The following is an 18,977-nucleotide window of genomic DNA, read 5'->3' as shown; positions in this document are numbered from 1 at the left end:
TCGGCACGGCTGCGAGGATGCGGCGGTGACCGACCTGCTGCTGCACGGCTGCTCGCTGTTCGACAGCGCCGCGGGCGTGCTGGTGCCCGACGCCGCGGTGCACGTCCGGGACGACCGGGTCGTGGCCGCCGGGCCGGCCGTCGACGTCGCGGTGCCCGACGGCGCCGTCCGGGTGGACCTGGACGGCGGGTACCTGCTGCCGGGCCTGCTCAACCTGCACACCCACCTGTCGCTGTCGCTGCCCGGCGCGGCCGGCGCGCGGGTGGAGGCGATGGGCCCGCACGAGCTGGCGCTGTACATGGCCTCCGGCGCCCGGCGGACCCTGCACGCCGGGGTCACGACCGTGCGCTGCGTGGCCGAGAAGTCCGGCGCGGACTTCGCGCTGCGGGCCGCGATCGAGGCCGGCGAGGTGCCCGGGCCGCGCATGTTCACCGCCGGCCGGGCGCTGTGCTGCACCGGTGGCCACGGCGCCGGGTCGCCGGACACCCTGGAGTGCGACGGTGCGGACGCCTTCCGCCGCGGCGTCCGCTCGCAGGTCGCGCTGGGGGCCGACCTGGTCAAGCTGATGATCAGCGGCGGCATCGCCGGCGAGCACGAGGCGATCTCCACCCCGCAGCTCACCGACGACGAGATGGCCGCCGCGATCTCCACCGCGCACGACTGGGGCCGCAAGGTCACCGCGCACGCCGGCCCGGCGGAGGTCATCGCCCGGGCCGTCGAGCGCGGCCTGGACTGCGTCGAGCACGGCTACCAGCTCACCCCCGAGGTGGCCGCGCAGATGGCCGCCGCCGGCACCGCGCTGGTGCCCACGCTCGTGGTCACCCGCTGCGGGGCGTTCTTCGACGAGCTCGGCGTCCCCGCCTGGATGCAGGCCCGCTCGCTGGGTGCCGCCGACCGGCACGCCGCCAGCTACCGGATGGCGCTGGAGGCCGGTGTCGAGGTGCTGCTGGGCAGCGACATGCCGCCCTTCTGGGACTTCGAGGGCACCAGCGCCACCGTGCGGGAGCTGGAGCACATGGCCGAGCTCGGCGCGCCCGCCGGGATGACCCCGGCCCGCGCGCTGCAGGCCGCCACGCTCGCCCCGGCCCGCTGGCTGGGTGCCGACGACCGGGTCGGCGTGGTCGCCCCGGGCCGGTTCGCCGACCTGGTGCTGTGCGACGAGGACCCGACGGCCGACGTCGGCGGGCTGCGCACGCTGCGCTGGGTGATGAAGGGCGGCCGGGTGGTCCGCGACGACCGGGTGGAGGCCCTGCGGTGACCGAGCCGGACATGGAGCTGTGGGACCTGCGCGTGGTCGTCGACTCGATCGGCGGCCGCTCGGTCTGCGGGCTGGCGGTGGGCGACTCCTTCGAGCTCACCGACTCCGCCCAGCTGCGCATCCCCGAGGGCAGGCACTTCTGCGTCTACGCCCTGCAGTCGGTGCTGCCGCTGCTGCCGGCCAAGCAGCGCGACCTGCCCGCGGCCGACTGGCTCGAGCGCGACACCCTGGTCGCCTGCCCCGACCCCGAGGAGCGGCTGGTCATGCGGATCGAGCGCACCCGGAAGGTGCGGCTGGTCTCGGAGGACCTGACGTGACCCGCTGCGAGATCGGCCTGGGCCTGCAGTCGGACAAGGCCCCCGGCGACTACGCCCGGCTGGCCGCCGCGGCCGAGGAGCACGGCATCGACGTGCTCAGCGTGTTCGGCGACCTGCTCTACCAGCCGCCGCTCGTCCCGCTGCTGGAGATGGCCGCCGCCACCTCGCGGGTGCGCCTGGGTGCGGCCTGCTGGAACCCGTTCACCACGCACCCCTACGAGCTGGCCGGCCAGCTCGCCGCCCTGGACCGCCTCTCGGACGGTCGGGCGTACTGCGGGCTGGCCCGCGGCACCTGGCTGGGTGCGCTGGGCGTCGACCAGCGCCGGCCGGTCGCCCACCTGCGCGAGGCGGTCGCCCTGGTCCGGGCGCTGCTGTCCGGCGACGAGGACGGCGTCGAGGGGTCGATCTACCCGCTGGCCCCCGGCACCCGGCTGCGCTACCCGCTGCCGGCCGCCGTCCCGCCGGTGCTGATCGGCACCTGGGGCGAGCAGACCGCGGCGCTGGCCGGCGAGGTCGCCGACGAGCTCAAGGTCGGTGGCTCGGCGAACCCGGCGATGGTCGGCGTGATGCGGGAGTGGACGGCGGCCGGGGCCCGGCGGGCCGGGCGGCCCGACGACGCCGTGGGCATCGTGGTCGGGGCGGTCACCGTCGTCGACGAGGACGGCGACGCCGCCCGCGCTCGGGCCCGCACCGAGGTGGCGATGTACCTGGCCGTGGTGGCCGGGCTCGACCCCACCGTCACCCTGCCCGAGGGCCTGCTCGAGGAGGTCGGCGCCAAGGTCGCGGCCGGGGACGACGCCGGTGCCGGTGCCGCGGTGCCCGACGACGTGCTGGACCTGTTCGCCTTCTCCGGCACCCCCGAGCAGGTCGCCGCGCAGGCGCAGCTGCTGGTCGACGCCGGTGCGGCGCGGGTGGAGTTCGGCACCCCGCACGGCCTCACCGACGACCGCGGCGTGGAGCTCCTCGGCACCCGGGTGCTGCCGCTGATCACGCGCTGACCGGCTACAGGCGGGGCAGCACCTGCTCGCCGAGCACGGTGACCGCCCGCAACGGGTCCGGGCCCAGCGGCGGGCCGAAGGACAGGTGGGTGGCGCCCTCGGCCTGCAGCCAGCGGCAGCGGCGGACCACCTCGTCGGCGTCGCCGGCGATGCCCAGCCCGAGCATCTGCGGCGTGACCAGGTCGGTGGCGCGCTCGGGGTCGCCCGCGGCGAGCGCGGCCTGGATGCCGGCGAAGTCGGCGACCGCCAGCCCGGCCCGCTCCAGCAGGTAGGGGGAGAAGGAGGCGCCGTAGTAGGCGATCTTCTCGGCCAGCGCGCGCTCGGCGGCGGCCCGGTCGTCGTCCACCGACACCCAGAACGCGGCGGCGACGTCGACCTCGGCGGGGTCGCGGCCGGCCTCGCGGGCGCCGGCGTGCACCAGGTCGCGGGCCACCGGGAAGTGCTCGGGCGGGTAGAGCAGCGGCAGCACGCCGTCGGCCTCCGCGCCGGCCATCGCCAGCATCTTCGGGCTCATCGCACCCACGTAGACGGGCGCGGCCGCCGGGAAGCGCAGGTGCGCCTCCGCCGTCCAGCCCTCGCCGGTGCCCGGGTGGTCGGCGGGGCGGCCGCCGGCGCCGAGCACGCGCAGTGCCCGGACCGCCTCCCGGGTGCGGGTCAGCGGCTTCGGCCGCTCGATGCCGGCCCAGCCGAGGAACTCCTCGGCGCCGGCGGCCACGCCGAGGGAGAAGCGGCCCCCGGACAGCTCGGCCAGCGTGGCCGACGTCATGGCGATCTCGGCGGGGTGCACGGAGTAGGGGTTCATGATCCCGATGCCCAGCCGCACCCGGGAGGTGGCGACGGCGGCCGCGGCCACCAGCACCGGCGCCGAGCGCAGGAACAGGTCGTCGGAGACCCACACCTGGTCGAAGCCCACCCGCTCGGCGGTGACCACCAGGTCGACGAACTGCTGCACACCCAGGTCGTTGTTCAGGCGCAGCGACGTGGTCCCCGAGGTGGTCATCCGGTGCACGCGTCCAGCTCGACCTCGACCAGGAAGCCCTCGCCGACCAGCCCGCCGACGTAGAGGGTGGTGTTGGCGGGGGCGACGTCGCCGAGCAGCGCGGCGTGCGCGCGGGCCGCGCCCTCCCAGTCGGCGCCGGGGGCCAGCAGCAGCCGGGTGCGCAGCACCTGCTCCCGGCGCCCGCCCAGCTGCTCGACCGCGGCGATCGCCCGCTGCAGGCAGGCCCGGGTCTGCGCCTCGACGTCGCCGGGGTGGGCCACCGTGCCGTCGGCCGAGTGGTCGGTCGTGCCGCTCACGGCGATGCAGCACCCGCTGCGGGCCGCCCGGCTGTAGCCTGCCGCGGTCTCCCAGCCGGTGCCGTCGAGGACCCGGTCGGCCCGCTCGGGGGACGCCGTCGGGGCAGTGGACATGTGTGATCTCTCCGTAACCCAATCGGGGGATCTGCGGCGCTACCGTACCGACCGACTGGGAACGTTCCCACCGAGACTGCCGTGTCCGGCAGGCCCCTGGAGGTCCTCATGCGCCGCCCCCTGTTCCCCGTGGCCGCGGTGCTCGTCGCCGCCCTCGGCCTGTCCGCCTGCGGCGGCGGAGGCGGGGGCTCCGGCGACTCCGCGTCCGGTGACCGCACCCTGGTCGTGGACACCTCGTTCCAGCTGACCACCAGCGACCCGGCCCGGATGTTCGAGCCCACCGGCCAGATCATCGACCACGTCGTCTACGAGACGCTCTACACCTTCGAGGGCACCGACTCGACGACGCCGATCCCGCTGCTGGCCACCGACGAGGAGATCTCCGAGGACGGCCTGGTCCACACCTACACGCTGCGCGACGACGTCACCTTCTCCGACGGCACCCCGATGACCGCCGACGACGTCGTCTACTCGCTGAACCGGGTCATCAACATCAAGGGCAACCCGTCCTTCCTGCTGGACGGCGTCACGGTGGCCAAGGTCGACGACACCACCGTCACGCTGACCACGGCGACCCCGGACCCGGCGCTGCCGTTCAAGCTGACCAACCCCGCCCTCGGCGTGGTGAACAGCGCGGCCGTCACCGAGGCCGGCGGCAGCGACCAGCCCGGCGCGGACACCGCCGACACCGCCGAGGACGCGCTCAACGGCGAGTCGCAGGGCTCGGGCCCGTACACGATCGAGTCCTTCGACGTGCAGGACCAGGTCGTGCTGACCCGCAACCCCGACTACTGGGGCGAGGCGCCGGCCTACGACCGGATCGTGCTGCGCAACACCGAGGCCCAGGTGCAGTCGGTGAACGTGCGCAGCGGCGACGCCCAGCTGGTCGTCGACCTCTCCGCCGACCAGGCCGCCGACCTCGGCAGCCAGGTCACCGTGGACAGCTCGCCATCGGCGAACGTCTTCTTCGTCTACACGAACAACGACCCGGCCGTCTCCACGATCACCTCCAACCCGGACTTCCAGGAGGCGGTGCGCTACGGCATCGACTACTCCGCGCTGGTCGACCTCGCCGGTGAGGGCTCCTCGCAGACCCCGGGCGTCATCCCCAGCACCTTCCTCGGTGCGCTGGACCCCTCCGACGCCGTCGAGCGGGACGTCGACCGGGCCAAGCAGGCGCTGCAGGCCAGCGGCCTGGGCAACCCGACGGTGACGCTGTCCTACCCGAGCGAGATCCAGGTCAACGGCATCGACTTCGGCGACCTGGCCGCCGCGGTGCAGCAGCAGCTCGCGGAGGTCGGCATCACCGTGGAGCTGGCCCCCGCTCCCGTCCAGACGGCCCTCGAGGGCTACCGGGCCGGCACCGAGGAGATGGGCCTGTGGTCGTGGGGCCCGGACTACCCGGACCCGTCGGACTACCTCGTCTTCACCCCCGGTCAACTGGTCGGCCTGCGCGCCGGCTGGCCGGCCGGCGCCGACCCCGAGCTGGAGAGCGCCGCGGTCGCGGTGTCCAGCGAGTTCGACGACTCCGCCCGGGCCGAGGCCTACACCTCGATCCAGCAGCGGCTCAACGAGGTCGGCCCGTTCTACCCGCTCATCCAGCCCGCCCAGGTGCTCGCCTACGCCACCGACCTGCAGGGCGTGGCGTTCAACCCGAGCTGGACGGTCGACCTCGCGGACATCAGCTGACCGCGACCGCACCGCAGGACGCCGGGCCCGGGGGCACCGCCCCCGGGCCCGGCGCCGCCGCGGTCCGCCCCCGCCGCCCCCGCCGGGCGCTGCTGCGCTTCGTGGCCCGCCGGCTGGTCGCCGGCGTCCTGCTCTGCGTCGGGGTCACCCTGGTCGCCTTCCTGCTCACCCAGGCGGTGCCGGGCGACCCGGTGACGGCGAACCTGGGCCAGCGGGCGTCGGAGGACCCCGCCGCGGTGGCCGCCTTCCGGGCCGCCAACGGCCTGGACAAGCCGCTGCCCGAGCAGTACCTCACCTACGTCGGCAACCTGCTGCACGGCGACTTCGGGGTCTCCCAGCAGACCCGCAACCCGGTCGCCCAGGACCTCGCCGAGAAGGTGCCCGCCACCATGGAGCTGGCGCTGGCCGCCATCGGCGTGGCCGTCGTCCTCGGTGTCGGGTTCGGCATCGTGGCCGCCCTGTACCGGGACCGCTGGCCCGACCAGGTGCTGCGGGTGCTGTCGCTGTCCGGCGTCTCGGTGCCCACCTTCTGGCTGGCGCTGATCGCCTACTACTGGATCAGCTTCAAGCTCGACCTGCTGCCCGCCGGCGGCCGGCTCTCCCCGGGCGCCCCGACCCCGCCGCAGGTCACCGGCTTCTACACGATCGACTCCCTGATCGCCGGGGACTGGGCGACCTTCGGCGACGCTGTCAGCCGCCTGGTGCTGCCGGCGCTGGTGCTGGCCAGCTTCACCGTCGGCGTGCTGCTGCGGTTCACCCGTGCCGCCGTCCTGGAGGTGCTCGGCGACGAGTACGTGCGGGCCGCGCGCGCCAAGGGGCTCTCGGAGCTGACCGTCGTCCGCCGGCACGTGCTGCGCCCGGCCCTGCTGTCGGTGGTCACCGTCACCGGCGTCGCCTTCGCCGGGTTGCTGTCGGGCACCGTGCTGGTCGAGCAGATCTTCGGCTGGCGCGGGCTGGGCGCCTACGCCTACACCAGCGCCCTCGCCCTGGACCTGCCCGCGATCATGGGCGTGAGCGTCGTCGTGGCGGTCATCTACATCCTGATCAACCTGGTGGTGGACCTGCTGTACGGCGTCATCGACCCCCGGCTGCGGCTGTCGTGAGGGGCAACCGATGAGCGCGCCCGACCCGCTGGTCGTCCCGGTCGCCCCGCTGGCCGGGGACGCCGACGTCGCCACCGCGGCCGAGACGGAGCACGAGGAGCGCGCCGCCCGCACGCTCACCCGATCGCCGTGGAAGCGGCCGCTGGCCGTCGTCGGCCTGGTGGCCATCGTCGCCTGGCTGCTGGTCGCGGTGCTCGCCCCCGCGCTGGCGCCCTACGACCCGCTGGCCCAGGTGGCGCCCAAGCTGCTGGAGCCCTCGGCGCAGCACTGGTTCGGCACCGACAACCTGGGCCGCGACGTGTTCTCCCGGGTGCTCTACGGCGCCCGCATCTCGGTCCCGCTCGCGCTGCTGCTGGTCGCGCTGGCCACCCTGGTCGGCACCGTCCTCGGCGCGGTGGCCGGCTACTTCGGCCGCTGGGTCGACGGCGGCATCATGCGGCTGACCGACCTCGTCTTCGCCTTCCCGGGCATCATCCTGGCGATGGCGGTGACCGCCGCCCTGGGCGCCGGGCTGACCAACGCGGTGCTGGCCCTGGTCATCGTCACCTGGCCCTCCTACGCCCGCGTCGTCCGCGGCCTGGTGCTCTCCACCCGCGAGTCCGACCACATCCAGGCCTCCCGGCTGCTGGGCTCCTCGGCGCTGCGGACGCTGGCCGTCGACGTCCGGCCCACCGTGCTCGGCCCGGTGCTGGTGCTCTCGGCGCTGGACGTCGGCAACGCCGTCCTGCTGCTGTCGGGCCTGTCCTTCCTGGGCCTGGGCGCCCGGCCGCCGGCACCGGAGTGGGGCGCGATGGTGTCCTCCGGTGCGCAGGTGTTCGACAGCTGGTGGGTGGGCCTGTTCCCGGGCCTGGCCATCCTGACCGTCGTGCTCGCGTTCAACTTCCTCGGCGACACCCTCCGGGACGCCCTCGACCCGCGCACCGCGCGCGCCCTGCGCGGATGAGCGCCCCCCTGTTGGAGGTCGAGGGCCTGCGGGTGCGGCTGCCCTCCCGGTCCGGCGCGATGCTGCCCGCCGTCGACGGCGTCGACCTCGCCGTGCACCCGGGCGAGGTGCTCGGCGTGGCCGGGGAGTCCGGGTCGGGCAAGACGATGACGGCGCTGGCCACGCTCGGGCTGCTGCCGCACGGTGCCCGCACCGAGGGCTCCATCCGGCTCGCCGGCCGGGAGATCCTCGGACTGCCGGACAAGCAGCTGCGCTCGGTCCGCGGCCGGGAGGTCGCGATGGTGGCCCAGGACCCGCGGACGGCGCTGCACCCCATGCTGTCGGTGGAGCGGCAGCTCACCGAGCACCTGCGGCACCACCACGGCGTAGGCAAGAAGGCCGCCCGCGAGGAGGCCGCCGAGCTGCTGGACCAGGTGCGCATCCCCGACCCGCGCGCCGCGCTGGCCCGCTACCCGCACGAGTTCTCCGGCGGCATGCGGCAGCGCATCGCCATCGCCTCGGCGCTGGCCGCCCGGCCCTCGCTGCTCATCGCCGACGAGCCGACGACGGCGCTGGACGTCACCGTGCAGGCGGGCATCCTGCGGCTGCTGGACCGGCTCCGCCGCGAGCGCGGGCTGGCCGTGCTGATCATCACCCACGACCTAGGGGTGCTGTCCTCCATCGCCGACCGGTTGGTGGTCATGTACGCCGGCCGGGTGGTGGAGACCGGCTCGACCGCCGACGTGCTCGGCAGCCCGCGGCACCCCTACACCCGCGGCCTGCTCGACGCGCTGCCCGAGGGTGGCACGACGACGATGCGGCCCATCCCCGGCAGCCCGCCGGCGCTGGGCGCGGTGCCGGCCGGGTGCGCGTTCCACCCGCGCTGCGCGCACGCCCGGGAGGGCTGCGCAGGGGAGGTCCCGCCGCTGCTGCAGATCGCGCCCGGGCGGGCCACCGCCTGCCCGGTCGACCCTTTCGTCCGCCCCGACGTCCCGGTGGAGGTGCGGGCATGAGCGTGCTGACCGCGACCGGCGTCGAGGTCACCTACCCCGGTGCGGGCCGGCCGGTCCGGGCCGTCGCCGGCGTCGACCTCGCGGTCGAGCCCGGTGAGGTGCTCGGGCTGGTGGGGGAGAGCGGCTGCGGCAAGTCCAGCCTGGCCCGTGCCCTGGTCGGCCTGGTCGCCCCCAGCGCCGGCACGGTGACCTTCGGCGGCGAACCGGTGCAGCCGCTGCGCCGCCGGGCCCGCCCGGTCGCCCAGCGCCGGCTGCAGATGGTCTTCCAGGACCCCTACTCCTCGCTCAACGCCCGGCGCCGGGTGGGCGACCAGATCGCCGATGCGCTGCGGCTGGCCGGCACCGGTGGCCGCCGCCGCGACCCGGGTGCCGCCGGGGCGCTGCTGGAGCGGGTCGGCCTGGACCCGGCGATGCAGACCCGGTACCCGCACGAGTTCTCCGGCGGGCAGCGGCAGCGGGTGGCCATCGCCCGGGCGCTGGCCGCCGACCCCACCGTGGTGGTGGCCGACGAGCCGATCTCCGCGCTCGACGCCTCGGCGCAGGCCCAGGTCGCCAACCTGCTGGTGGGCCTGGCCCGCGACGAGGGCGTCGCGGTGGTCTTCATCAGCCACGACCTGGCCATCGTGCGGCAGGTCGCCGACCGGACGGCGGTGATGTACCTGGGCACCGTCGTCGAGGTCGGGCCGACGGAGACGCTGTGGACCGACCCGCAGCACCCCTACACGCGCGCGCTGATCGGCGCCGTCCCCGTGCCCGACGGCAGCGGCCGGTTGCCGGAGGACCTGCCCGGCGACGTGCCCGACCCGGCCGCGCCGCCGTCGGGCTGCCGGTTCCACCCGCGCTGCCCGGTGGCGACGGCGGAGTGCCCGACCTGGGAGCCGGTGCTGCGGGTGCAGGGCCCCGGCCACGCCGCCGCCTGCCTGCTCGCCCCCGACCGTGCCGGAGCTGTCCCGTGACCGTCCCCGTGGTGGGTCCCGCCGTGCCCGACCCCGCGCGCCCCGGCTGGGACGCCGTGCAGGCCCTCGCCGTCGACGTCTGGGCCTGGCGGCGGGTGCAGGCGCCCCGCTCCCGGGACGACATCCCGCGCCAGGAGCGCCCAGCGGGCTGGGCGCCGGACTTCTCCGCGGCCGGCGTGGCCGCGGCCCGCGCCCGCCGGCAGGAGCTGCACGACCGGTGGACGGTGGTCGACCTCGCCGGCGCCGACACCGCCACCCGGGTCGACCACGCCCTGCTGGGCTCGGTGCTGGCCCGGGTGCGCTGGGAGCTGGACGTGCTCCGCTCGCCCGAGCGCGACCCCTCGTTCTGGGTCGACCAGGCGCTGGGCCCGGTCTTCGACGCGCTGCTGCAGCCCCCGCCGTTCGGGCCGGAGCGGGTGGCCCGGCTCGCGCACCTGCTGGCCGTCGTCCCCGACCAGGTGGCTACCGCGCGCGCCCAGCTGACCGGGGCGCAGGCCGAGCTCGCGCAGGTCGCGCTCGGCATGCTCGAGGACGTCGGCACCCGGCTGCGGACGGCGATCGGGGCTCTGCCGGTCGACGGGCTGGACGCCGGCCCGGCCGCCGACGCGCTGGACGCCTTCGCGGGGTGGCTGGCCGACGAGCTGCCCGGGATGGCGCCGTTCGAGCCGGTGGGCCGGGCGGCGTTCGAGGACTTCCTGCGGCAGGTGGCGCTGGCGCCGGAATCCGTGGACTGGATGGTCACCGTCGCCGAGGCCGAGTTCGCCCGCGCGGTGACGATGGAGGCCGTGGCCACCGCGGCCGCGGCGGGAGTCCCCGAGCCGGCGCTGCCGGCCGACGTCGCGGCGCACTGCGCGGACGAGGCGGCCGCCGAGGCGCAGGTGCGGCGCTGGTACGACGAGAAGGGCCTGCTCACCGTCCCGGCCTGGACCGGCCGCTACCTGTTCGCACCCCGCCCGCCGTGGCTGGCGCCGCTGGTGGGGATGGGCGTCACCGACGACCTGCTCGGGCCGTCCCGGCTGGGGCAGGACCCGGTCAGCTACGCGCCCGACCCGGCACCGGACCTGCCGTTCTTCTACCGGGCGAACATGCTCGACCCCCGGCTGGGCGTGGCGCACGAGGGCGTGCACGCCCTGCAGCTCACCTGGTCGGCCACCCACCCGGACCCGGTGCGCCGGCAGTACTACGACTCCCAGCCCAACGAGGGCATCGCCTTCTACGACGAGGAGATGCTGCTGGACTCCGGGCTGTGGGCCGACGCGCCGCACAGCCGGGTGGTCGTGGCCCGGTTCCTGCGGCTGCGGGCGCTGCGGGTGCTGCTCGACGTCGGCCTGGCCACCGGGTCGATGAGCATCGCCGAGGCGACCGCGATGCTGGCGCAGCGGGTGCCGGTCGACGAGGAGACCGCGCACGAGGAGGCCTCGTTCTTCGCCGGCACGCCCGGGCAGGCGCTGACCTACCTGGTGGGCAAGGTGCAGATCCAGCGGCTGCTCGCCGACGTCGTCGCGGCGCAGGGCGGCACGGTGGACCTGCGGGCCTTCCACGGCCGGCTGTGGCTGGAGGGCAACGTGCCGGTCGCGCTGCAGCGCTGGGAGCTCCTGGGGGTCGAACCGCAGCTGTAGGGCTCAGGGCAGGCCGTGCGCCGGGACCTCCTGCTCGTGGTGGTGCACGACCACCCACCGGCCGCCGTCGCGGCGCAGCACGTCGGTCACCCGGGCGGTGCTGGTCGCGCCGTCGGCGGTGGTGACGTCGAGCAGGTGCCGGCACCAGGCGACGTCGCCGTGCGCGTCGACCAGCACGGTGTGCGGGGCCAGCGCGGTGACCGCGGGGCCGGGGGAGGGGTCGGTGCGCCGGGCCTCGCGGACGGCGTCCAGATCGGCCGTGCCGCGCATCAGCGGCACGTGGTCGTGGTTCCAGATGGTGACGTCGGCGGCGAGGACGTCGTCCACGGCGCCGGCGTCGCCGCCCAGGAACCCGGCGTAGACGGTGGCCACGGCGGCCCAGACCGCCTCGCCGTCGGACTGGTCGAGCGCACCGCGCACGGTGACGTCGGGAGCTGGCACGCGGGGCAGCGTAGCCGGGCGGGGCCCGGGTGTTCCGGCTGTGTGAAGAACCGTCACCGGGCCTGGTGCAGGGTGCTGCCGACCCCCTACGGTCCGCGCATGGAATCCTTCCCACAGGCGGTGCGGATGTTCGTCAACGGCCAGGCCATGCGGGGCGGGTCGCTGGCGCCGGCGCTCGCCGACGCGGAGTTCCTCGGGGAGGTGAGCACCGCGCCGAGGTACCGCTTCCACTCCTTCGGCGACTTCCCCGGCCTGGTGCCGGTGGCCGAGGGCGGGGCGTCGATCGCCGGGGAGCTGTACGCCGTGGACTACGCCGACCTCCGGGAACGGTTGCTGCCCGGCGAGCCGCCCGAGCTGGAGCTGTCGGTCATCGAGCTGGCCGACGGCAGCGGCACCTGCTCGATGGTGGTGCGCGCCGGCACGGCCGGCGAGGACATCACCGCCCACGGTGGGTGGCGCGCCTACCAGCGGACGCTGGCGTGACCCCCGACCTCGTCGTCCGCGGCGGCACCGTCGTCACCGACGGCTGGGCCGGTGCGGCCGACGTCGTGGTCGCCGGCGGCCGGGTGCAGGCGCTGGTCGAGCCGGGGGCCGTGCGCGCCGCCGACGAGCTGGACGCCACCGGCCGGGTCGTCGTCCCGGGCGGCGTCGACCCGCACTGCCACGTCGGGTTCACCTCGGGCGGCTTCACCAGCCTCGACGACCACCGCGAGTGCACCACCGCGGCGGTCGCGGGCGGGACGACGACCATCGTCGACTTCGCGATCCCGCGCCCGGGCGAGGCCCCGGCCGACGCCGCCGCCCGGCAGCGGGCCAAGATCGGCGGCGGCCTGGTGGACTCCGCGCTGCACGCCGGCGTCATGGAGTGGGACGCCGCCACCGCCGAGCAGCTGCGCCAGCTGTGCGACGAGGGCCTGCGCACGGTGAAGATGTTCACCACCTACCGCGGCGAGTCCATGGCCGACGAGGACACGTTCCTGCGGGTGATGAAGACCCTGGGTCCCCTGGGCGGCATGGTGGTCGCGCACTGCGAGGCCAACCACCTCGTCGAGGAGCAGCAGGCCGCGCAGGCCGCCGCCGGCCGGATCTCCGCCGCGCACCACCACGAGACCCGCACCGAGCTGGCCGAGGACGCCTCCGTCGCGGAGGTGCTGGCCATCGCCGAGGCACTGGGCACCCCGGTGTACTTCGTGCACCAGTCCACCGCGGCGGCCGTCGACCAGGTCGCCACCGCCCGCCGCCGCGGCGTGCGGGCGTACACCGAGAGCGTGGCCCACCACCTGGTGCTCGACGACTCGCTCTACGGCGGCCCGCACCCCGAGCGGTTCGTCTGCTGCCCGCCGCTGCGCCCGGCGGCCACCGTGGCCGAGCTCGGCACCCGGCTGGTCAGCGGCGCGGTCGCCACCGTGGGCAGCGACCACTGCTGCTACGACACCGCCCAGAAGACCAGCGTCGACCACGACGTCCGGGTGATGCCCAACGGGCTGCCCGGCGTGGAGACCCGGCTGGTCGTGGTGCAGGACGCCTTCGTGCGCACCGGACGGATCCCGTGGACCCGCTTCGTCGAGGTCACCGCGGCCGCCCCCGCCCGGCTCAACGGTCTCCACCCGCGCAAGGGCAGCCTGCTGCCCGGCTCGGACGCCGACATCGCGATCTGGGACCCGGCCGTCGAGCGCACCATCACCGCCGGTGCGCTGCACCAGGCCACCGACTACACCCCGTACGAGGGCCGCCCGGTCACCGGCTGGCCCACCACCGTCGTGGTGGGTGGCCGGGTCGTGGTCGACGGCGGCCGGGTGGTCGACCACACCGCGCGCGGGCGCTTCCTGCCCGCCGCACCGCTGAGCGTCTGAGAGGGGACCCGTGAACAGGGACGACGTCGACTGGTGGGGCTACTGGGCCGCCGCGCCCACCGCCTTCACCGCGGACGGCGAGCTCGACGAGCCGGCGATCACCGCGACGCTGCAGCTCTACCGCGACCAGGGCGTGCACGGCGTGCTGGTCAACGGCACCACCGGCGAGTGGTTCGCGCAGAGCCCCGCCGAGCGCCGCCGGGTCGCCGAGGTCGCCGTCGCCGCCCTGGCCGGCTCCGGCGTCCCGGTGGTCGTGGGCTGCAACGGCTACACCCCAGCCGAGACCATCGGGCTGGCCGAGCACGCCCGGTCGGCGGGCGCCGACGGCGCGCTGACCACCCCACCGCCCTACGTGCACCCCTCCGACGAGGAGGTGCTGGCCTTCTACCGCACGGTCACCGAGGCCGTGGACCTCCCGTGGATGGTCTACAACTGGCCCCGCGGCACCGCGGTGGACCTGCCGGTGGCGGTGCTGGACCAGCTGGCCGACCTCGACCGGGTGGTGGCGGTCAAGGACAGCACCGGTGACGAGATCAAGTGCCTGGAGGGCTGCGAGGCCCTCGTCGGCCGGGTCCGGTTCTTCGGCCGGTTCGTGCACCCCCGCGGGATGGCGTTCCTGACCGGCCTGGGCGGCGACGGCAACATCGACGGCGGCGCCGTCGGCGCGCCGTTCGCCGCGCCCTTCTACGACGCGGTGCGCGCCGGGGACCTCGACACCGCCCGCACCCGCTCGAAGCAGTACGGCGCGCTGGTGGCCGCTCTGGTCAACAGCGACTACAGCGCGAAGTTCGCGTCGCCGACCGCGCAGGTCAAGGCGGCCATGCACGTGCTCGGCCAGCCCGGTGGCGGGCACGTGCGCCCGCCGCTGCTGCCGCTGACCGACCCGGCCCGGCTGGGCGAGCTCGAGGCGGCGCTCGCCGGTGCGGGGCTGACCCGGTGAGCACCGCGGACGTCGTCGTCGTCGGCGCCGGCATCGTCGGGGCGGCGGCCGCCCACCGTCTGTCGGTGCTCGGCCACCGGGTGGTGGTGCTGGACAGCGGGGTGCCCAACGGGCAGGGCTCGGGGGCCAGTGCGGCGAACGTGCACGTACAGGGCATCCACACCCGCCGTCCCGGGCAGGCGGTGCCGGTCGACGTCGAGCGGCTCCTGCCGCTGCAGCGGGAGGCGCGGGCCCGGTGGACGCACCTGTCCGACGAGCTCGACGCCGACGTCGGGTTCTGCGCGGCCGGCGGGGTCATGGTCGCCGAGACCGAGGAGCAGGTCGCCGACCTGCACCGCAAGCACGCCTGGGAGACCGCCGCCGGGGTGGCCACCGAGGTGCTCGACGGCGACACCGCCCGCAAGGCCCTGCCGCTGCTCGGCCCGGGCGTCCGGGCCGCGACCTGGTGCCCGGCCGACGGCTACGCCGACCCCGCGTCGGTCGCGCCGGCTTACCTTGCCGCCGCGACGAGGGCCGGGGCCGCCGTCCTGGCGCACCACCCGGTGCACCGGATGGAGCACGCCGGGGGCGCGTGGACGGTGCACGCCGCCGGTTCCACGTGGAACGCCCCCGTCGTCCTCGACGCGGCCGGGCCCTGGATGGGCCGGGTCGCCGAGCTGGTCGGCGTCGTGCTGGCCATGGCGCCGGTGGCCATCCAGGCGCTCCGGCTGTCCGCCGGTCCCGTCTGGCTGCCGCACCTGGTGCAGCACGTCGGCGAGGGGTTCTCGGTCAAGCAGGACCCCGCGGGGCGCACCGTGCTCGGGGGCGGCTGGCCCGCGCTGCCGTGGTCCCTGGACGACCAGCCGCGCCCCGACCCGGCCAGCACCACCGGCAACCTGGGGCAGCTGGCCCGGGTGGTCCCCGCGCTCGCCGGTCTGCCGGTCGAGCACGTCTGGTCCGGACCGCTGGCCGCGACGCCCGACGAGATGCCGGTCGCCGGCTGGGTGCCCGGCCGGCCCGGGCTGCTCGCCGTCGGCGGCACCTACAGCTTCACCCTCGCCCCGCTGTGGGCCGACGTGGTGGCCGCCCTGGTCGAGGGCCGCGAACCCCCCGTCGACCTGACCGGGCTCGACCCCGGGCGGCTGGTGCGCACCGCCGTCCCGACCCCCACCCCGCAGGAGGAACCGTGTGGCTGACCGACGCGTCCGTGGTGGACGTGCTGACCGGGCAGGTGGCCCGCAACCGGGCCGTGGAGCTGGTGGACGGCTCGATCGGCGCCATCGCCGACACCGCCCCGGAGGGCGCGCAGACGCGCTCGCTGGGTGGGCGGTACCTCTCGCCCGGCCTGGTGAGCGTGCACAGCCACCTCTCGGTCGTGTACCCCTTCTCCGCGCTGGACGAGGGCGAGGACGCCGGGGTCACCACGCTGCGGTCCTTCGCCCGGGCCCGGGACGCGCTGCAGGCCGGGGTGACGACCGTGCGGTCGGTGCACGAGGTCAACCGGGCCGACCTGCTGCTGCGCACCGCCTCCCGTGAGGGCTGGGTCGACGTCCCGCGCATCGTCGGGGCCGGTCGCGCGGTGAGCGCGGTCGGTGGGCACGGGGTCGGCGGCGGCTGCGCCTACGCCTCGGGCGAGGACGAGTTCTACGCCGCCGCCCGCGCGGAGCTGGAGGCCGGCGCCGACCACGTCAAGGTGTTCATCACCGGCGGCATCGCCGACCCCGACGAGGGCTTCGGCTCCGAGCAGATGACCCCCGAGGAGATGCGCGCGGTGGTGCGGGCCGCGGCGGAGTTCGAGACCTACGTCGTCGCGCACGCCGGGGCGGGCAAGGCCATCGCGCAGGCGATGGACGCCGGCATGCGCTCCTTCGAGCACGCCTACGAGCTCTCTGCGGAGGTCGCTGCAGAGATGGCCCGCCGCCAGGTGTTCCTCACCCCCACCCTGTGCGTGACCCGCTGCCCGGAGTGGATGGCCGACCACTCCTTCACCCGTGACCAGATCGCCACCGCCATGGAGACCGGGCCGGGCCACCTGGCCAGCATCCGGCGGGCGGTGGAGGCCGGGGTGACCATCGTGGCCGGCACCGACTACCCGCCGGGTGAGCCGATCGAGGACACCGTGGTCGCGGTCCGCGAGATGGAGTTCCTCGTCGACGCCGGCCTGGAGCCGCTGAAGGCCCTGCAGGCCGGGACGGCGACCGCGGCCCGCCTGCTCGGCCTGGAGGGGCAGATCGGGGAGGTCAGCACGGGGGCGGCCGCCGACCTCGTGGTCACCGACCGCGACCCGACCAGCGACGTGTCCGCGCTTCGGGGGATCTCGATGGTGGTCGCCGGCGGACGCGTGGTCCGGGACGCCCTGCCCGCCTGATCAGCGGGGTGGGCCGACGGAGTCCCGGGCGACCAGCACCGGCTCGACCAGGGCGCGGGTAGGCCCGGGCTCCGCGGCCCCGGTGAGCTGCGCGTGCAGCAGCCGGGCCGCCGCCCGGGCCTGCCCGGCCGCCCGGTTGTCCACCGCGGTCAACCGGGGCGGCCACCAGCCGTAGAACGGCTCGTCCTCGGTCAGCACCACCGACAGCTCGCGGGGCACCGCCGTCCCCCGGGCCGACAGGACGGGGAGCACGCCGCCGGCCGCCTCGTGGTTGGTGACCAGCAGCGCCGTCGGCGGGTCGGGGAGGTCCAGCAGGGCCGTGGTGGCCGCCCGGCCGAAGTCGGTGGTGAACGGGCCGCGGTGCACCAGCTCGGGAGGCAGCGGGAGCCCGGCGGCTGCCAGCGCCGCCACGACCCCGGCGTGCTGCTCGCGGCCCGAGGTCACGTCGTCGGTCGCCGACACCGTGGCGATGCGGGTGTGGCCGGCGGCCAGCAGGTGCTCGGTGGCCAGCCGCCCGGCCGACCTGTAGTCCAGCACCACCGACGCCGCCCGGGCCCCGGGCACCTCACGGTTGGTGGTGACCACGGCGGTGCCGGCGTCCAGCAGGGCGTTGACCCGGTCGTGGTTGGCCCCCGAGCCCGCGACCACCACGCCGTCGAAGCCGTGGTCCAGCGCGGTGTCCAGGAACGCGGCCTCCCGCGCGGCGTCGCCGCCGGTGGTGCACACCACCACCTGCCAGCCGGCGTCCGCGCCCCAGGACTGCAGGGTCTCGGCGACGGTGCCGAAGGTGGCGTTCCAGAGGTTGTTGACCACGAGGCCGACCAGGCCGGTCCGGCGGGTGCGCAGCGCCGCGGCCATCCGGTTGGGCCGGTAGCGCAGGTCCGCGACCGCGGCGACGACCCGGTCCCGGGTGGCCGGCTGCACGCTGGGGTGGCCGGTGAGCGCGCGGCTGGCGGTGCTGACCGACACCCCGGCCAGCTGGGCCACCGAGGTCAGCGTGACCGCCATGGGCGCAACCTACCGGCGGGCGGCGTCTGGTTGGGTCGATCCGTGCCGACCACGATCCGCGAGATGACCGCCGACGACCTCGCCGAGTCCTGGACGCTGGGCCGCTGGGCCTTCGGCGGTCCGGCCGAGGCGCCGCCGCAGGCGATGCGGGTGCTGCCCGAGACCCACCGCTGGGGCGCCTACGACACCGCCACCGGCCGGCTGCTGGCCAAGGTCACCGACCACGAGGAGCACTCCTGGTGGGGCGGCCGTGCGCTGGCCTCGGCCGACGTCAGCGGCGTCGCGGTCTCCCCGGAGGTGCGCGGCGGCGGGCTGGCCCGGCAGCTGCTCACCGCGGCGCTGGCCGCCGCCCGGGACCGGGGTGCGGTGGTGAGCGCGCTGTACCCGACGGTGTCGGCGGCCTACCGGTCGCTGGGCTGGGAGGTCACCGGCGTGCTGGGCTCGGCGGTGCTGGACACCGCCGCGCTGCCGACCGCGCGTGAGCCCGGCGTCGTCCTGCGCGCCGGGACGCCGGCCGACCGCGGCGCCGTCGTCGACCTCTACGAGCGGGTCGTGCGTGGGTACGACGGGCCGCTGACCCGCCGCGGCGGCCGCTGGGACGCCCCGCCGCGCGGCGAGCAGCCCCTCGGCGACGGGGTGGACCTGCTCACCCTCGCCGAGGAGGACGGAGTGGTCACCGGCGCGCTGGGCTACGAGCGGGGCCGGGGCTACGGGCCCGAGGCGTCCCTGGACGTCAGCGACCTGCTGGCCACGACCCCGGCCGCTGCCCGCGCGCTGGTCGACGTGCTGGCCGGCTGGCGCACGGTCACCCGCACCGTGGACGTCCCGCTGCTGGCCGGGGACGCCGTCTCGGCGGTGCTGCCGCTGGAACGGGCGACCAGCCGCGGCACCCAGGTCTTCATGCACCGGGTGGTCGACCTGCCCGCGGCGGTGGCCGGCCGGGGCTGGCCCGCGCACGTGCGGGGCGCGCTCGACGTCCGGGTGGTCGACGACGTGGCGCCGTGGAACACCGGTGCCTGGCGGCTGGAGCTCGACGGCGGCGAGGGCCGGGCCACCCGCACCGACGGCGACCCCGACCTGGTGCTGGGCGCCCGCGGCCTGGC

Annotated in this window: 19 protein-coding genes; 15 read left to right on the top strand and 4 right to left on the bottom strand. The window is 76.0% G+C overall.

Annotated elements, in window-relative coordinates; genetic code table 11:
* Window positions 1-25 precede the first annotated feature (25 nt).
* From NH342_RS12360 to NH342_RS12350, 3 genes are read left to right on the top strand one after another with little or no spacing between them, the layout of a single operon-like run.
* Entirely contained in the window at window positions 26-1,258 is a 1,233-nt protein-coding gene (locus NH342_RS12360; protein WP_253015178.1) for an amidohydrolase family protein, read from the top strand.
* Complete coding sequence (locus NH342_RS12355; RefSeq protein WP_253015177.1) at window positions 1,255-1,575, top strand: TIGR04076 family protein; 321 nt, start codon at window positions 1,255-1,257, stop codon at window positions 1,573-1,575. The genes NH342_RS12360 and NH342_RS12355 overlap by 4 nt, the downstream gene beginning before the upstream one ends.
* A complete protein-coding gene (locus NH342_RS12350) occupies window positions 1,572-2,573 on the top strand; it encodes an LLM class flavin-dependent oxidoreductase (protein WP_253015176.1) in 1,002 nt (333 codons plus the stop codon). Before NH342_RS12355 ends, NH342_RS12350 begins: the two co-directional genes overlap by 4 nt.
* A gap of 4 nt (window positions 2,574-2,577) precedes the next feature.
* Here the strand turns inward: NH342_RS12350 and NH342_RS12345 are convergent, their stop codons facing one another.
* Both NH342_RS12345 and NH342_RS12340 read right to left on the bottom strand, forming a co-directional pair.
* Complete coding sequence (locus NH342_RS12345; protein WP_253015175.1) at window positions 2,578-3,573, bottom strand: LLM class flavin-dependent oxidoreductase; 996 nt, start codon at window positions 3,571-3,573, stop codon at window positions 2,578-2,580.
* A complete protein-coding gene (locus NH342_RS12340; protein WP_253015174.1) occupies window positions 3,570-3,983 on the bottom strand; it encodes a Rid family hydrolase in 414 nt (137 codons plus the stop codon). The genes NH342_RS12345 and NH342_RS12340 overlap by 4 nt, the downstream gene beginning before the upstream one ends.
* A gap of 81 nt (window positions 3,984-4,064) precedes the next feature.
* Between NH342_RS12340 and NH342_RS12335 the strand changes: the two genes are divergently transcribed.
* The 6 genes from NH342_RS12335 to NH342_RS24225 all read left to right on the top strand — a co-directional run bounded on the left by NH342_RS12335 (window position 4,065) and on the right by NH342_RS24225 (window position 11,285).
* Window positions 4,065-5,672, top strand: coding sequence for an ABC transporter substrate-binding protein (locus NH342_RS12335; protein WP_253015173.1), 1,608 nt, complete (start codon window positions 4,065-4,067; stop codon window positions 5,670-5,672).
* A gap of 101 nt (window positions 5,673-5,773) precedes the next feature.
* Window positions 5,774-6,775 (top strand): ABC transporter permease, encoded by a 1,002-nt coding sequence (locus tag NH342_RS12330; protein WP_253015172.1) that lies wholly within the window; start codon window positions 5,774-5,776, stop codon window positions 6,773-6,775.
* A 10-nt stretch (window positions 6,776-6,785) separates the two neighbouring features.
* Window positions 6,786-7,718, top strand: coding sequence for an ABC transporter permease (locus NH342_RS12325; RefSeq protein ID WP_253015171.1), 933 nt, complete (start codon window positions 6,786-6,788; stop codon window positions 7,716-7,718).
* Window positions 7,715-8,710 (top strand): ABC transporter ATP-binding protein, encoded by a 996-nt coding sequence (locus NH342_RS12320; RefSeq protein WP_253015170.1) that lies wholly within the window; start codon window positions 7,715-7,717, stop codon window positions 8,708-8,710. The genes NH342_RS12325 and NH342_RS12320 overlap by 4 nt, the downstream gene beginning before the upstream one ends.
* Window positions 8,707-9,666, top strand: a complete 960-nt coding sequence (locus tag NH342_RS12315) for an ABC transporter ATP-binding protein (RefSeq protein WP_253015169.1) — start codon at window positions 8,707-8,709, stop codon at window positions 9,664-9,666. The genes NH342_RS12320 and NH342_RS12315 overlap by 4 nt, the downstream gene beginning before the upstream one ends.
* Window positions 9,663-11,285 carry a DUF885 family protein gene (locus NH342_RS24225; protein WP_253015168.1) on the top strand — a complete coding sequence of 541 codons (1,623 nt, stop codon included), beginning with the start codon at window positions 9,663-9,665 and terminating at the stop codon, window positions 11,283-11,285. Before NH342_RS12315 ends, NH342_RS24225 begins: the two co-directional genes overlap by 4 nt.
* A gap of 3 nt (window positions 11,286-11,288) precedes the next feature.
* Here NH342_RS24225 and NH342_RS12305 read toward each other — a convergent pair whose 3' ends face one another.
* A complete protein-coding gene (locus NH342_RS12305; protein WP_253015167.1) occupies window positions 11,289-11,726 on the bottom strand; it encodes a nuclear transport factor 2 family protein in 438 nt (145 codons plus the stop codon).
* A gap of 99 nt (window positions 11,727-11,825) precedes the next feature.
* Here NH342_RS12305 and NH342_RS12300 point away from each other — a divergent pair, with 99 nt between their 5' ends.
* The 5 genes from NH342_RS12300 to NH342_RS12280 are packed head-to-tail and all read left to right on the top strand — an operon-like array spanning window position 11,826 to window position 16,866.
* A complete protein-coding gene (locus tag NH342_RS12300; protein WP_253015166.1) occupies window positions 11,826-12,209 on the top strand; it encodes a gamma-glutamylcyclotransferase in 384 nt (127 codons plus the stop codon).
* Window positions 12,206-13,579 (top strand): dihydropyrimidinase, encoded by a 1,374-nt coding sequence (gene hydA, locus NH342_RS12295; RefSeq protein WP_253015165.1) that lies wholly within the window; start codon window positions 12,206-12,208, stop codon window positions 13,577-13,579. The genes NH342_RS12300 and hydA overlap by 4 nt, the downstream gene beginning before the upstream one ends.
* A gap of 10 nt (window positions 13,580-13,589) precedes the next feature.
* Entirely contained in the window at window positions 13,590-14,519 is a 930-nt protein-coding gene (locus tag NH342_RS12290) for a dihydrodipicolinate synthase family protein (RefSeq protein ID WP_253015164.1), read from the top strand.
* Entirely contained in the window at window positions 14,516-15,694 is a 1,179-nt protein-coding gene (locus NH342_RS12285; protein ID WP_253015163.1) for an FAD-binding oxidoreductase, read from the top strand. The genes NH342_RS12290 and NH342_RS12285 overlap by 4 nt, the downstream gene beginning before the upstream one ends.
* A complete protein-coding gene (locus NH342_RS12280; RefSeq protein WP_253015162.1) occupies window positions 15,685-16,866 on the top strand; it encodes an amidohydrolase family protein in 1,182 nt (393 codons plus the stop codon). The genes NH342_RS12285 and NH342_RS12280 overlap by 10 nt, the downstream gene beginning before the upstream one ends.
* Here the strand turns inward: NH342_RS12280 and NH342_RS12275 are convergent, their stop codons facing one another.
* Window positions 16,867-17,874, bottom strand: coding sequence for a LacI family DNA-binding transcriptional regulator (locus NH342_RS12275; protein WP_253015161.1), 1,008 nt, complete (start codon window positions 17,872-17,874; stop codon window positions 16,867-16,869).
* A 63-nt stretch (window positions 17,875-17,937) separates the two neighbouring features.
* Between NH342_RS12275 and eis the strand changes: the two genes are divergently transcribed.
* Window positions 17,938-18,977 (top strand): enhanced intracellular survival protein Eis (gene eis / locus NH342_RS12270; protein ID WP_253015160.1); only part of this gene is annotated, 1,040 nt, incomplete at its 3' end.

Origin of the sequence: Klenkia sp. PcliD-1-E (genome assembly GCF_024124375.1) — a bacterium.
Taxonomy (GTDB): domain Bacteria; phylum Actinomycetota; class Actinomycetes; order Mycobacteriales; family Geodermatophilaceae; genus Klenkia.
Note: the sequence above shows the minus strand (reverse complement) of the source record. Positions and strands in the feature narration are given on the sequence as shown.